Source organism: Nocardia sp. NPDC005366, assembly GCF_040606855.1.
In the GTDB taxonomy this organism is placed as follows: domain Bacteria; phylum Actinomycetota; class Actinomycetes; order Mycobacteriales; family Mycobacteriaceae; genus Nocardia.
The window spans coordinates 77,650-92,257 of the sequence record NZ_JBEXFQ010000011.1; the positions used below are offsets into that span (position 1 = coordinate 77,650).

At 65.1% G+C, this 14,608-nt stretch carries 13 protein-coding genes; 11 read left to right on the plus strand and 2 right to left on the minus strand.

Annotated elements, in window-relative coordinates; translation table 11 throughout:
• Positions 1-62: 62 nt before the first annotated feature.
• Positions 63-878, minus strand: a complete 816-nt coding sequence (locus ABZS43_RS15220) for a CbbQ/NirQ/NorQ/GpvN family protein (protein ID WP_355036489.1) — start codon at positions 876-878, stop codon at positions 63-65.
• Between the two features lie 177 nt (positions 879-1,055).
• Between ABZS43_RS15220 and ABZS43_RS15225 the strand changes: the two genes are divergently transcribed.
• Together ABZS43_RS15225 and ABZS43_RS15230 are read left to right on the plus strand one after the other, a co-directional pair.
• Positions 1,056-2,339 carry an amidohydrolase family protein gene (locus ABZS43_RS15225; RefSeq protein WP_355036490.1) on the plus strand — a complete coding sequence of 428 codons (1,284 nt, stop codon included), beginning with the start codon at positions 1,056-1,058 and terminating at the stop codon, positions 2,337-2,339.
• A gap of 367 nt (positions 2,340-2,706) precedes the next feature.
• Complete coding sequence (locus ABZS43_RS15230) at positions 2,707-3,909, plus strand: TetR/AcrR family transcriptional regulator (protein ID WP_355036601.1); 1,203 nt, start codon at positions 2,707-2,709, stop codon at positions 3,907-3,909.
• A 171-nt stretch (positions 3,910-4,080) separates the two neighbouring features.
• Here ABZS43_RS15230 and ABZS43_RS15235 read toward each other — a convergent pair whose 3' ends face one another.
• Positions 4,081-4,941 carry a mycofactocin-coupled SDR family oxidoreductase gene (locus ABZS43_RS15235; RefSeq protein WP_355036491.1) on the minus strand — a complete coding sequence of 287 codons (861 nt, stop codon included), beginning with the start codon at positions 4,939-4,941 and terminating at the stop codon, positions 4,081-4,083.
• Between the two features lie 451 nt (positions 4,942-5,392).
• Here ABZS43_RS15235 and ABZS43_RS15240 point away from each other — a divergent pair, with 451 nt between their 5' ends.
• Genes ABZS43_RS15240 through ABZS43_RS15280 form a run of 9 tightly spaced genes read left to right on the plus strand, consistent with a single transcriptional unit; the run spans position 5,393 to position 14,596 of the window.
• Entirely contained in the window at positions 5,393-6,241 is an 849-nt protein-coding gene (locus tag ABZS43_RS15240; protein ID WP_355036602.1) for an ABC transporter permease, read from the plus strand.
• Positions 6,241-7,095: an ABC transporter permease gene (locus tag ABZS43_RS15245; RefSeq protein WP_355036492.1), complete on the plus strand. Its 855-nt coding sequence runs from the start codon at positions 6,241-6,243 to the stop codon at positions 7,093-7,095. The genes ABZS43_RS15240 and ABZS43_RS15245 overlap by 1 nt, the downstream gene beginning before the upstream one ends.
• A gap of 4 nt (positions 7,096-7,099) precedes the next feature.
• Positions 7,100-8,410: an MlaD family protein gene (locus ABZS43_RS15250; RefSeq protein WP_355036493.1), complete on the plus strand. Its 1,311-nt coding sequence runs from the start codon at positions 7,100-7,102 to the stop codon at positions 8,408-8,410.
• Positions 8,407-9,444, plus strand: a complete 1,038-nt coding sequence (locus ABZS43_RS15255; protein WP_355036494.1) for an MlaD family protein — start codon at positions 8,407-8,409, stop codon at positions 9,442-9,444. Before ABZS43_RS15250 ends, ABZS43_RS15255 begins: the two co-directional genes overlap by 4 nt.
• Positions 9,445-9,449: 5 nt before the next feature.
• Positions 9,450-10,502: an MCE family protein gene (locus ABZS43_RS15260; RefSeq protein WP_355036495.1), complete on the plus strand. Its 1,053-nt coding sequence runs from the start codon at positions 9,450-9,452 to the stop codon at positions 10,500-10,502.
• Entirely contained in the window at positions 10,499-11,605 is a 1,107-nt protein-coding gene (locus tag ABZS43_RS15265; protein WP_355036496.1) for an MCE family protein, read from the plus strand. The genes ABZS43_RS15260 and ABZS43_RS15265 overlap by 4 nt, the downstream gene beginning before the upstream one ends.
• Positions 11,602-12,711: an MlaD family protein gene (locus ABZS43_RS15270; RefSeq protein WP_355036497.1), complete on the plus strand. Its 1,110-nt coding sequence runs from the start codon at positions 11,602-11,604 to the stop codon at positions 12,709-12,711. The genes ABZS43_RS15265 and ABZS43_RS15270 overlap by 4 nt, the downstream gene beginning before the upstream one ends.
• Positions 12,708-13,988: an MlaD family protein gene (locus ABZS43_RS15275; RefSeq protein WP_355036498.1), complete on the plus strand. Its 1,281-nt coding sequence runs from the start codon at positions 12,708-12,710 to the stop codon at positions 13,986-13,988. The genes ABZS43_RS15270 and ABZS43_RS15275 overlap by 4 nt, the downstream gene beginning before the upstream one ends.
• Before the next feature lie 11 nt (positions 13,989-13,999).
• Positions 14,000-14,596: a hypothetical protein gene (locus tag ABZS43_RS15280; protein WP_355036499.1), complete on the plus strand. Its 597-nt coding sequence runs from the start codon at positions 14,000-14,002 to the stop codon at positions 14,594-14,596.
• Positions 14,597-14,608: the final 12 nt, after the last annotated feature.

A 14,608-nucleotide genomic window follows, 5' to 3' on the forward strand; every position in this document is an offset into this window, starting at 1 on the left:
AACGAGTAAACCTAAGATTTGTTCAGACTGTAGCGACCGGCGTGAGACCCGTCAATCACTGTCTAGCCGAAGGATTCCGGGATGTAGATATCGATCATCTCGGCCAGTCCCCGCGACACCGTCGGGTCGTCGGTCAACGGGCCCGCGATGGCGGCCAGCGCCGCCACCCGCGCGGACAGCCCTTCCACCGTCAGTCGCGCGGCCGCGATCAGCACCCTCGTCGAGGCCACCTCGCGCAGCCCTCCCGTCTCCAGGCGCCGAATCGCCTGCGCCAGCCGCACCAGGTCCGCGGCGCCCGATGCCGTGACCCCGGCCTCCCGCATCACGATGGCCTCTTCGACATGCGGTGCCGGATAATCGAATTCGATCGCGACCATGCGCTGGCGAGTCGAGTCCTTCAGATCCTTCAACACACTCTGATAACCCGGGTTGTAGGACACGACGAGCCCGAATCCCGGCGCCGCGTCCACCGTGACGCCGAGGCGCTCGATCGGCAGCTGACGCCGGTGATCGGCCAGTGGATGGAGCACGACAGTCGTATCCTGACGCGCCTCGACCACCTCGTCGAGATAGCAGATCGCCCCTTCTCGGACCGCTCGGGTGAGCGGGCCGTCGACCCATTCGGTCTCCCCGCCGCGCAACAGATATCGGCCGACGAGGTCAGCGGTCGTCAGATCGTCGTGACAGGACACGGTGATCAGCGGCCGATCGAGGTCATAGGCCATCGCCTCGACGAAACGGGTCTTACCGCATCCCGTCGGGCCCTTGAGCACGATCGACAATCCCTGCCTGTACGCGGCCTTGAACACCGACTCCTCCGTCGAGACCGGCGCGTAGAACGGTCTGCTCCGCCTTCCCTGCTCGATCATCGTGCTCATCGCCGAATCACCCCACGGTCGAACATCTCCACCCACCTCCCAGGCCCGTCAGAATTGACCTAATTTCTGTTCCAACGTAAGGTCGGCCCTGACAACAAGTCAATCGCCCGGACCCGAATCGCGTGAATTTCTCTCATCCGCACGGGATTCGAACTCCTACGCGAAGGAGCGCGCCACATGGACATGAACGATCTCATCCTGGTCTCGGTCGACGACCATCTCGTCGAACCCCCGGACATGTTCGACAACCACATCCCCGCCGAGTACAAGGACGACGTCCCGAAACTGATCCAACGCGCCGACGGAACCGACGCGTGGGTCTTCGAGGGGCAGGAGGCGACCAATGTCGGACTGAACGCGGTCGCCGGACGGCCACCGGACGAGTACGGCGCCGAGCCGACCAAGCTCAGCGAGATCAGGGAGGGCTGCTACGACATCCACGAAAGAATCCGCGATATGAACGCCAACGGCGTGCTCGCCGCGATGAACTTCCCCTCCTATCCGCAGTTCTGCGGCCAGTATTTCGCCCGCGCGAAAGACAAAGACCTGGGCCTCGCGGTACTGCGCGCCTACAACGACTGGCATATCGACGAATGGGCGGGCGCCTATCCCGGACGCATGATTCCCATTTCGCTGCCCCCGATCTGGGATCCGCGGCTGATGGCCGAGGAAGTGCGACGTGTCGCCGCGAAGGGTTGCCGCGCCGTCACATTCTCCGAGAACCCCGCCAAACTCGACTATCCGTCACTGCACAATCCGCATTGGGACCCGTTCTGGCGGGCATGCAGCGATACGAACACCGTCGTATGCCTGCATATCGGCTCGTCGTCGCAGGTGGTGATCACCTCGCTCGACGCCCCCGTCGACACGATGATCACCCTGCAGCCCATGAGTATCGTGCAGGCGGCGGCGGATCTGGTGTGGTCCCCGGTGCTGCGCAAATTCCCCGACCTCACCTTCGCCCTCAGCGAGGGCGGCATCGGATGGATCCCCTACTTCCTCGAACGGATCGACCGCGTCTACACGACGCACCGCGCGTGGACCCACCAGGACTTCAAAGGCAAACTCCCCAGCGAGGTGTTTCTCGAACGCATCGTCACCTGCTTCATCGACGACGGATTCGGCATCGAGAGCCGCGACAAACTCAACCTCGATATGGTCACGTGGGAATGCGACTATCCGCACTCCGACTCGACGTGGCCGTTGGCTCCGGAGACACTGGCCGAACATTTCCGGGGAGTGTCCGATCACGACATCAACAGAATCACGCATCAGAACGCGTTGCGGCTCTTCTCGTTCGATCCTTTCCGCCACATTCCGAAAGACCGGGCGACGGTGGGCGCGCTCCGCGAACTGGCGACGGATGTGAATCTCGGCTTCCGCTCGTCGGAACGTCTTCGCAAGACCGGGACCGATACGGTCAGCGTGCTCGACCTCGCCTCGAAGTTGCCGTCCTCGTAGCGCGGCCACGTCACCGCCCACGTGATTTCGATCGTCTCTCGTCCACGCGCGGACACCGTGAACAAATCTATGTCTCGGGGGCGGGTATTGTCGAAGTTTACGAGAGACGACGGGAGAACAATGTTCGGCGGTGACCAGGGTTACCCGGTATCGAGTCGGCCCCGACCATGAGCCTACGTCGGTCGGCACCCGCCCGCGTGCCCTTTCCGGTAGTCCCCATCGAATGCCGGCGCCGGGTCGTTTCACCGACGCGGCACGCGCCGACGAGCGGCAGGCGGCGATGACCACGGCCAAGCGCGCGGGCGCTGGAGCGAAGAGCCGCGGCGGAGAACCGCACGACGACGGAACCCGTCGAACAGAGATTCTCATGACCGCGGAGACCATGTTCGCCACATCGGGCCTGCGCACGTCGCTACAGGAGATCGCCGACGCGGCGGGCATCCTGCCCGGGAGCCTCTACCACCACTTCGAGTCGAAGGAAGCCATCCTCGTCGAGTTGATGCGGCGCTACCACGCCGACCTCGACCGGGTCGCCGACGCCGCCGTCGCCGGACTCGACAAGCCCGACGAACGCCCCGCCCCCGACAAGATCGTGGAATTCGGGGTGGCCATCGCCGAGTGCGCCGTCCGCAATCGCGCCGCGCTCCAGATGTCGTTCTTCGAAGGCCCCAGCGCCACAACGGAACTCACCGCGCTCACGCAACTGCGACCGGTCAAGCTGAACGACGCCATGCTGCAGACGTTGCGTGCGGGTAAATGGAGTGGCTACATCCGACCCGACGTCGACCTGCCGATACTCGCGGACCGCATCTGTCAATCGATGCTGCACGTCGGACTCGACGTCATCAGGAAGACGGCGACGCCGAGTCGCGTGGCCGAACTCCTGTGCCGGATCCTGTTGGAAGGCATAGCTTCCGCACCCGTCGGCGACGCGGAACTCGACCGGTCCCCCGCGTTCGCCGCGGCATCGGAGGTGATCGAGTCGTGGGCCGACGTGGACGTGGACGCCAGCGACAAGGCGCGGCATGTGCGAGCCGCTGCCAGGACCGTCTTCGGCCGACGCGGATACGAGGCCACCACGGCCCGCGATATCGCGGCGGCGGCAGGTATGGCGACCGGCACCGTCTATCGCCTGATCGGATCGAAAGACCAGCTGCTGGCTTCCATCATGCGGGAATTCGGGGAGAAGGTCGGAGCGGGCTGGGAGGCCGTACTGCGTTCGAATTCCACCGTGATCGAGAAGTTGGACGCGCTCAGCTGGATCAATATCACGGCACTCGATCGCTTTCCCGACGAATTCCGTATTCAGCTCGCGTGGATGCGGCAATCTCCGCCCGATACATCCAGTCCGGGCTGGTCGTTCACGGCGCGGGTGCGGCAGATGAAGTCGATGCTGACCGCCGGAATAAAATCCGGGGAAATCACGATCGATAGTCGCTCGACCGAGTTGCTCGCGAGATGTTTCATCGGTGTGCAGTGGATTCCCGAGAACATCCTGCGACAGATCGGCACTCACCGCGCGTTGCAGTTGGCTCGCGACACCTCTCTGCGCGGTGTGGTCACGCGCTGACGAAAGAGCCTGTGTCTCGGGATCATCCGAAGCGCACGGGTCTCCGCGCCCAGCGGCGCACGCTCGCGCTGTGCGCGCCCTTCGACGGAACAACGCGATCGGTCGCGACCGCGCCTGCCTCGCGTCCTCCGACGGGTACCCGAGGCAGGTCTTCACACGGTCGGCGTCCGGTCAGATGTGGTAGTCGTACCACCTCAGGTACCCACCCGCGTCCACGCGCATCTGCATGCCGGTCACATAGCGGGCCTCATCCGAGGCGAGGTAGACCACCATATCGCTGATGTCCTCCGGCTCCACGTATGGGACCGGGATGACCTGTTGAATGGGAAATGCCTGTTCGGCGTCCTCTCTCGTCGGATTCGCCAGGTCGGGCCGGAACGCGCGGTACATCGGCTCGCTGTGCAGCATCGGGGTGTTGCAGTTCGTCGGGTGAATCACATTCGCCCGGATGTTACGCGGCCCGAACTGTGCGGCGAACTCGTGCACGTATTGCGACAGTAGGCGTTTGGACAGCGCGTACGCGATGCCACCCGGATCGGTTCCAGGCACGTCGAGCTGCTTGGTCTGCATCAGACCGGCCGTCGATCCGGTCGCGATGATCGACGCGCCCTCGCTCAGATGCGGTAGCGCGGCCTGAATGGCGTTGATGGTGCCCATGAGGTTGGTGGCAATCACATCGCACCACGCCTGATCCTTGGGCTCACCCTGCATTCCGGCGATGCCCGCCTGCGCCACCACGATGTCAAGCCTGCCGAATTCCGCTATTCCCGCCAGGATCGCCGCCTCCAGCTGATCGAAATGCCGCACATCCGCTTCTCGCGTCAGCACCCGCCGCCCCGCCTTCTCCACCAGCCGGGCGGTTTCGGCGAGATCCTCCGGACGCGCGAGTGCGTACCTGATCGTCGCGATATCCCGGCACAAGTCGACGGCGATGATGTCGGCGCCTTCCTCGGCCAGCTTCACCGCGTGACTACGCCCTTGACCTCGGGCCGCACCCGTGATGAACGCGACCTTTCCTGCCACACGCCCCATCTGGATTTCCTTTCAACCGTTGTTCGATCGGCGATCGCCGACGGATCGGTGGATCAGCGGCATACGCCCATGGACTGTCCACCCGTCACGCCGTCTCGGGTTGCCGATCGCTCCCGTCGTTCTCGAACCGTCTCGAGTCCGGACGTCCTGTCCGGTGGCGCGGATCGCCGGGAGTTCATCTCGTTCTCGGCTCGATGCCTCGATTGCAGCGTACGGAACGAAGATTCGGTTCACAAGAGAAGAGTTGCCATCGAACCGAGCTGCATGAGCCCGGAGAGATCGATCGCCGAAAAGGCGCGGAGCGCGCGAGTTTTCGACTGTTGACGGCACGAGCGAAGCACGTCTACTGTGATCGGAACGAATATTCGGTCCCTTACGAGGAGGGTGCGTGGAGTCGCCTGCTGATGCCACGACCGGCAACGATGTCACCGACGAAGAGACCGCCGAACCGATCGATCTCGACGGCGACCGCGCTCCGGCGATCGAGGAGATCGCGGCCTGGACTCGCGGCTATGTGCGCAGGCACCCGCGCGCATCGCTGGAGACCCTCGGCCGCCAGGTGATCGTGGGCGGGCAGGCAATCCGCTACCTGACCACCGATATCTGGAGCGGCAAGTTTCCATTCGGAGAATTCGTCCGGCAAGCGGCGTTCATGGTCAAGACGTCCTACGTGCCGACGGTAGCCGTGGCCCTGCCCATCAGCGCGACGCTGTCCATCCAATTCGGTCTGCTGGCAGGCCAGGTCGGTGCGACGTCCCTCGCCGGCGCCGCCAGCGGACTGGCCGTGATCCGCCAGTCCGCTCCGCTGGTCACCGCGATCCTCCTGGCAGCGGCGGTCGGCTCGGCGATCTGCTCCGACCTCGGCGCGCGCACGATCCGCGAGGAGATCGACGCCATGGAGGTCATGGGCGTCTCGGCACTGCGGCGACTCGTGGTCCCACGCCTGGCCGCGGGCGTCATCGTGGCGATGGCACTGACCGGCTTCAGCTGTTTCATCGGATTCCTCGCCGGATACCTGTTCAATGTCTACGTCCAGGACGGGACGCCCGGCAGTTTCATGGCTACGTTCTCCTCGTTCGCCACGGCGGGCGATCTGTATCTGGCGATGGTGAAGGCGGCCGTATTCGGCACCATCGTCACCGTGGTCGCGTGTGAGAAAGGCCTGAATACCAAGGGCGGCCCGGGTGGGGTGGCCAATTCTGTCAACGCCGCCGTCGTCGCTTCCATGATTCTGCTGATGGTCGTGAATGTCGGATTCACCGAGATGTATACGATCCTGTTCCCGAGGACCACCCTGTAATGGCGGCGACCTACCTTCCCCCTGGCGTACGCCCGCTACTCCGTATCGCCAAGGCTCCGACCGACACTCTCGCCCGGCTCGGCCACATGGTCACCTTCTTCGTGCGGGCCGTCAGGTCGATTCCCCTGGCGATTCGCCACTACAGCCGCGAATCGATCAAGATCCTGTCCGATGTCACCTGGGGCAACGGCTCATTGGTCGTCGGTGGCGGCACCGCGGGGGTCATCATCATTCTCGGCGCGTCCGCCGGGGCGATCGTCGGCATCGAGGGCTACAGCGCGCTGAAACTCCTCGGTATGGAACCCGCCACCGGCATGATCGCGGCCACCGCCGCGACGCGGGAGTTGGCCCCGATCATGGCCTCGATCGCCTTCGCGTCGCAAGCAGGCTGCCGGTTCACCGCTCAACTCGGCGCCATGCGGATCGCCGAGGAGATCGACGCGCTCGAATCGATCGCGATCCGGCCGATCCCCTACCTGGTCTCCACCCGGCTGCTGGCCTCCACGGTGGCACTGGTGCCGCTCTATCTGGCCGCGCTCGCCGCCGACTATCTCGCGGTCGAGGCATTCGTCTGGGTCGCGGGCGGCGATTCGTTCGGCACCTACGCGCATTACTTCAATCTGGTGCTCAGTGGGACCGACATTCTCTATTCGCTGTTGAAAGGCCTGGTCTTCGTCATTATCACCACGACGATTCAGTGCTACTACGGCTATTACGCCTCCGGCGGCCCACAGGGCGTCGGTGTGGCGGCCGGGCGGGCGATGCGCGCCGGTATCACCGTGATGATCTCGGTGAATCTGCTGATGACACTTGCGCTCTGGGGTTTCGACTCCGGTTCGAGATTGAGCGGGTGACCCCATGTTCATACTGTTCGAATCCGACGACAGAGATCTCACCACCGCGAAACTGGTGCTGCGCGGTATCGCGTTCGCCGTGCTCGCCGCGGCTGTGATCGCCGCGGGCATCGTCCGCTCCCGAGGCGGTTTCGAGGATTCGGTGCCCGTGATCGCGGTGATGACCGACGTCGGTGACGGCCTGCCATCGAAATCCGATGTGAAGTATCGCGGTGTACTCGTCGGCATGGTGTCGGAGGTGCTGCCCGCCTCCCGCGACGAGCCGACCAAAGTACTGATCGACCTGAAACCACAACACGCGCAGGGTATTCCGAATACCGTCACAGCGCGGGTGGTGCCGAGTAACGTCTTCGCGGTCCCGTCGATCCAACTCGTCGACAACGGCGCCGGACCGCCACTGCGGGCCGGTGCGGAAATCCACGAGGATCGCGGTCTCGCCACGGTGCAATTGCAGACATCGCTGACGGCGCTGAGTCGAATCGCCGCCGCGGCGGGACGTTCGCGGACCGACCCCACGGTCGGCATACTCGAGACCGTTCAACGCGCGACCAGCGGCAAAGGCGCCGACGCCGTGCGGGCAGGCGCCCAGTTGGAACGGATCGTGCTGGCGATGAGCGATCTGACCACCGCGGACGGCAGCCCATCGACCATAGCTGTCCTCACCGAGGCGCTGGACGGGCTGCGAACCTCCTCGCCGGATCTGCTCGCGGCCGTCAACGAGGCCGTTGTCCCGATGCGAGCGATGGCGGCCGAGAAGACCCGGTTCGCCGAACTCGTCAGCGGCGGACTGGTGACCACCGGCACCGTCGCCGAGGCCATGAACAACAACACCGACACCATCGTGGGCATGACCTCCGACTTCGGACCACTACTGGGCGTGCTCGGACCGGGAAGCCAGAACTTCACCCAGATGTCGATCTCGGAACGCAGACTGACCGAGAACGTGTCGACCGTGCTGTGGCGCGGTGATTCCCAGAGCGCCGTCCCGAAGATCATCGTCGAGTTCACGCCCCACAAGCAGTACACGCGCGAAGACTGCCCGCGCTACTACGAACTGGCCGGGCCGAGCTGCCTGACCGGCCCGCCTGGTCCCGGCGTCATCGGCACTGCCGAAACCCGCCCCCGGACACCGTCGACCACCGCCGGTGATCGTGAACCATGGGGCAGCGCACAGGATCTCGCGCACATCGCCGAAATCCTCGGTGTCCAACCTGACGCACTGTCGACAGTTCTGCTCGGACCACTCCTCCGCGGTAACGACGTGCGTGTCACACCCGCGCCGGAGAATGCCCCCACAACAGAAGGACCCCGATGAGCTACCGTCGGTCGGCAATCGGCCTGACCGTATTCCTCGTTGTCGCGATCGTGTTGACCTGGATGGTCGGCGCGACCCTGCAACGCGGCGTTCCGGGCGAAACCAGCAGTTACTCGGCCCTGTTCACCGACGTGTCCGGCCTGCGCGTCGGCGATGACGTCCGTATGGCAGGCGTGCAGGTCGGCAAGGTCGACGACATCGAGATCGAGGGGACCGCGGCCGAGGTCACCTTCGATGTGCAGAGTGATCAGCCCCTGTACGGCAACACCCAGGTGGCGGTCACCTACCAGAACCTGATCGGGCAACGCTATCTCGGCCTCTCACTCGCCGATTTCGGTGCCCCCGAACTGCTTTCACCAGGGACGCAGATCCCGATCGAGCACACCGAACCATCCTTCGATCTGTCGTCACTGCTGAACGGATTCCAGCCGCTGTTCGGCATGCTCGATCCCGAGGACGTCGACAACATCACCTCGGCACTGATCCGCGCGCTCCAGGGCGAGGACAGCGCGATACCCATCCTTATCGCCCACACCGCGGCACTGGCCGAATCCTTCGCCGGACCGGATCGGATACTCGGCACGATCATCGACAATCTGAGCCGGGTGGTCGGTGATCTGTCCCAGCAGAGCGGCCAGCTGAGTACCACGATCGCGCAGGCCCGCAAGATCTTCGACGGCCTCTACGAGCGACGCGACACGCTGCTGGATCAGACGACGCAGATCGCGGCGGTGGTCGATCGCGCCGCCGAGGTGGTCAACGGCGCATCACCCGCCCTCAACCGCTTCATCGAGCGCGACAACGGTTTCGCCCAGCATTTCGTGACGAATAAGGAAACCTTCGCCTACCTCGGTTTCAACCTTCCGATTCTGCTCGCGGGAATGACGCGCATCGTCGACCAGGGCGCGTATCTGACCGCCTACGTCTGCGATATCGGCTTCAGCATGGTCCCCGGTGTCGATCCGCTGATCGCGAGAATCCTCGGCCTCGCGAGCCCGAGCGGCAAGCCCGAACATTCCCCGATCTGTAGGTGACAGCGATGAGAACTCCCCGCTTGCTCGCTGTGTCCCGCCGTCGAACCGCCCGGTCCGAACCGCCCGATCCGCTGCGCGTCGGCGTGATCTCGGTGGCAATCCTGCTGACCGTGCTCGTTGTCACCGTATTCGTCGATTCGCTCCATCTCGGAAAGACCACCTATCGGGCGGAATTCGCGCAGGCCGCGGGAATCGCCCCGGGCGACGCGGTGAATTACGTCGGAATCCCCATCGGCACGGTGACCGGTACCCGCCTGTCCGGTGACCACGTGACGGTCACGATGAAGATCGACGGGGATGTGACGCTGGGTGCCGACACGCGCGCGTCGATCAAACTGACGACCCTGCTGGGCTCACGCTATGTCGAATTGCGCTCGAGCGGAGTAGGCCGGTTGACGGACGGTGTCATCCCGCTCGATCAGACCGAAGTCCCCTACAACCTGGAAACCGCGCTCCAGGACGCGACGAGGACATTCGGGGAACTCGACGCCGAACAGATCGCGAATTCCATGACCACACTCTCCACCCAGCTGCGGGATCTGCCGCCGCTGGTACCGGAGGTGCTGCGCAATGTGCGATCGCTGTCGGCGGTGATCGCACAGCGGCGCCAGCAGATCGGCACCCTGGTGACGAGTACCGCCCAGGTGACCGGCGTGATCCGCGACCAGCAGGCCGATCTCGCGTCGCTGGTGAGCCAGGGCCGAACCGTGCTCCAGGAGATCAACTCCCGGCAGGACGCCCTGCGCAGGCTGCTGGCCGCGACCACAACGCTGGTCCACCAACTCGAGCCGATCGTGGTGGACGATCGCGGGCAAGTGCAAGCGCTGCTGAACGATCTGCGCTCGATGACGGACATGATCGCGAGAAATGACGAGTTGATGCGCAGCGTCCTGCAGATCCTGCCGGTGCCGTGGCGCCTGTTCGCCAATGCCACCGGAACCGGCATGGAACTGGCGGCGGCCGCGCCGGACGGGGCGTTCGTCGACTCGTTCATGTGCGCGCTCAGCAAGCGCGCCGTCGAAATGGGCAGGGCCCCATACCATAAGGATTGTCAATGAGACGCCAGGTTTTCCCGCTGATGAAACTGGCCGGGATCGTCGCTCTGGGGGCGGTACTCGCGGGCTGTTCGAGCAGCATCTCCCCGCTGAACTCCGATACCACGATCACCGCGACCTTCGACAATGCCAATGGCGTATACCCGGGCAATGTGGTCGCGGTATTGGGGATGAGAGTCGGCAAGGTCGTGGGCGTGCGCGCCCACGGCACCGGCGTCGACGTCGAATTGCGTGTGAACGGAGACGTCCACCTCCCGGCCGACGTCAGAGCGGTCACCGTGTCGGATTCGATTCTCACCGACCGGCACATCGAACTCACCCCCGTCTACCGGGGTGGGCCGCAGTTGGAAAAGAACGCGATGCTCGGCCCGGATCGGACCAATACCCCGATCGAATTCGACAGCCTGCTGGAGATGGTCGAGAAACTCACTTCGGCACTCGCCGGCGACGGCGCGGGCAAGGGGCCGGTGGCCGATCTCATGGATCTTGGTGCCGCCGCCACCTCGGGCAACGGTGACGATATGCGCGCGGCCCTGAACGAACTGTCCGGCGCGATGCGCATGGGCGACGACAACGGCGCGGCCACCCGCGACGCGCTCACCAAGGTGGTGGTCAACCTCGACGCACTCACCGGCCTGGCCGCTCGCAATGATCGGACGATACGCGAATTCGGTTCCGGCATACATCAACTGACCGATCTGCTGGCCGATCAGAACATCGGCTCCGGGACGACCGGCGCCACGATCAACCGGATCCTGGCCACGGTCACCGAACTACTCCAGCAGAACCGGCAGGTGCTCACGGATCTGGCAGCCGACTCGAACACCATCTTCACCTCGGTGGCCGACTACCAGAACAATGTCGCGGAATTCCTCGACGTCTTCCCGCTGGTCACCAGCAACACCTACAACGCGATCGACCAGAACATCGGCGCGCTGCGGGCCACCGTCGATCTGAATCGGCTGTTGCTGGACGGGCAGATGGTCAAGGAGATGTGCAATCTGCTGAATCTGCGGAACTTGGGCTGCAATACCGGAGATATGCGCGATATGGGGCCCGACTTCGGAATCACCGCGATACTGCAAGCATTGGCCGAGGCGAAATGAGATACCGCAGACCGACCGCGCCGCTGCTGACCCTTGCCGCGACGCTCGCGCTGGGGGCCACCGGCTGCTCGGCGAGCCTGGATCGGCTGCCGATGCCCTCCCCCGGACTCGACTCCGACGCCTACTCGCTCACCGCCACCTTCGACAACGCGTTGAATCTGCCGACCAAGGCGAAGGTCAAGTTGAACGGCGCCGATATCGGCGAGGTCGAGAAGATGGTGGCACGTCACTACACCGCCGTGGTCACCATGCGCATCCGTCCCGGTGTGGAACTGCCGGTCGGCACCACCGCCGAATTGCGCTCGGCCACTCCGATGGGCGATGTCTTCGTCGCGGTGAGCCCGCCCGCGGTCCCCGACCTGCCTGCGGGCACGCTCCACGACGGCGCCACCATACCGATCGAGGACACCTCGGCGGCATCAACCATCGAGGAAGCGCTCAGCCGGGCGTCGCTGCTCGTCAGCGGCGGCGCCATGGAGAATCTCACGCGGGTCGTGACGGCCATGGGTGAATACGCGGGTGGCCGGGGTGACCGACTCGCCGCCCTCATCGAGAGCACCCGGCGGCTGCTGGACACACTCGTCGACCGTTCGGACCAGATAAACGGCGCCCTTGTCAGCGCCGCTGATCTGAGCGCTACCCTTGCCGCGCAACAGAATTCGATCAGCGACGCGGTGTCCGCCGCGGGCCCGGCATTGGATGTCATCGGCGAGAACACCGCGGGCATCGTCGATCTGGTCGATCGCATTCACGCCATCACCGTCCAGCTCGCGCGGTTCCCGTCCATCCAGGGCACCAACAACAGCAGCATGAGCGTGAACGTCGACCTGCTCGCCAAGGGGCTCTCCGACGCCGCGGCGCACCCGGACACCTCGATCGATGCTCTCAACAACATCATCGCGATCGTGATGAAACTGACCACGTCGTCCTCCGCGCACGTCGTGGTCGACGTCGCCCAGCTCGCCATCGGCGCGGTACCGGACCCGGGATCCCCCGGCACTCCCGGCGCCCGGTTGCCCGACGGCACCGACTGGGTCGGCTTCGTCGGCTCACTGCAACACATGCTCGACCGGCTGGGTGGACGACTGAACGGAGCGCCGCGGTGAGACGATCACGACGCGGCATCTGGGACCGTCCGGCCGGAGCGGTCGTCCACACCGTCCGCGTCATCCGGGACCACAGCTTGGCGACCTCGGTGGTGGGCTTGGCCGCGATCCTGATCGCGGGCAGCGGCTATCTGACGGTGGGCGCGCTGGATTTCGATCCCTTCGACTCGACCTACCGGGTGCGAGTGGAACTCGGCCAGTCCGGCGGTCTGCTGCCCGGACAGGACGTGACCCTGCGTGGTGTGCGTGTCGGGACTGTGGAATCGGTCGACGTGGCCGGCGACAAAGTGGTCGCGCTCGCGTCCATCGACTCGAGTGTCCGCATCCCCGACAGCGGACAGGTCCGTGCCGCGGCCCTGTCCGCGGCGGGCGAACAGCACCTGGACTTCCTCCCCGACACGGAGAGCGGTCCCTATCTGACCGACGGGTCGGTGGTGCGCGCCGACCGCACCTCGAGCCCGGTTCCGTTGTCGCGCATGCTCGAATCACTCAGTAGCACCCTGATCCAGGTCGATCCCGAGAAACTCCACGCCATCACCACCGAACTCGGCGTCAGCGCGAACGGTCCGGACAAACTCGGCGATATCGTCGACGGCGGCATCTTCATGATCTCGACGCTGGACAGTGTGCTGCCGCAGACGGTCGGCCTCATCCGCAACAGCAAGGTGGTGCTGACACTTCTCGACGACAGCGAGGTGGGGCTGCGCGAGACCGCGACAGATCTGTCGTCCACGCTGGCCGGCGTCTCGCGGATGACCGGCGGATTCGAGGAATTGGTGAACCGCACGCCCGACACCTTCGCCGCGATGGACGCGATCATCGCCCAGAACTCTCCGACGATGGTGCAGCTGCTCGGCAATCTGGCCACTGTGGGCCAGATGACCTACCTTCGGATACCCGCCTTCCGCGAGTTCTTCTGGCCGCGGCAACGTGGCGGATCCACCCTCGACGCGATCTCCTCGGCCTTTCACGACGGCGGCGTCTGGGCGCTGGCGAGTATCTACCCCCGCTACCAGTGCGACTACGACGTGCCGCGACGGGCCGGGTCGCTGCCGAATTTCCCCGCGCCGTACCTGTATTCGGATTGCACCGATCCCGACCCCACACTCCTGCCGCGCGGCGCCCGCAACGCACCGCGTCCACCGGGATGGAACGCGCCGGTCCTACCGCCGGGCGCCGATCCAGCGGCGACGGCCGACCCGCCGCCGACCAGCAAGCACACCATCGCGACACCATTCGGCGGGGTGGACGCACCCAACTACGTTCCCCCCAACTGACAGGCACCACGGTGACCACACCCGAGACGACCCAGTCCCACACAGACGAGAAACCCTCCATCGAGCACATCGCGGAGCGACGGGACGAAAGCCGGTCCGGCCACCGGCAAATTCCCCCCGCTCGCACCTGGCGCGACGGCCGGACCGTGCTCGCGGTGTTGGCGGCACTATTGGTGGCATCGGCGACGACAGCCGGGGTCCTCGGCTGGCGGATCCACCGGGACGGTGCGACCGACCGCGCCGCCGCGGCGGCCCTCGCCGCCGGTCAGCAGTACGCGGTGGTGCTGACCAGCATCGACGCGTCCCATATCGATCGCGATTTCGCCGCGATCGACGCGGGCGCGACCGGCGCCTTCAAGCAGATGTACGCCCAGTCCGCCGTCCAGCTCCAGCCGCTGCTTGTGCAGGCGCGCTCGGTCAGCAAGGGGCGCGTCCTGAGCGCGAGCGTGCAATCGGCGTCACGCGAGCGCGTGGTTCTGATGATGTTCGTCGACGCCGAAGTCACCAATGCCACCACAACGGGCCCACGGGTCGATCGCAGTCGCATCCTGATGACCATGGACGACGTCGACGGGCGCTGGCTCGCCAGTGAGGTCGAAATCCTCTAGGTCCTCTTCCCC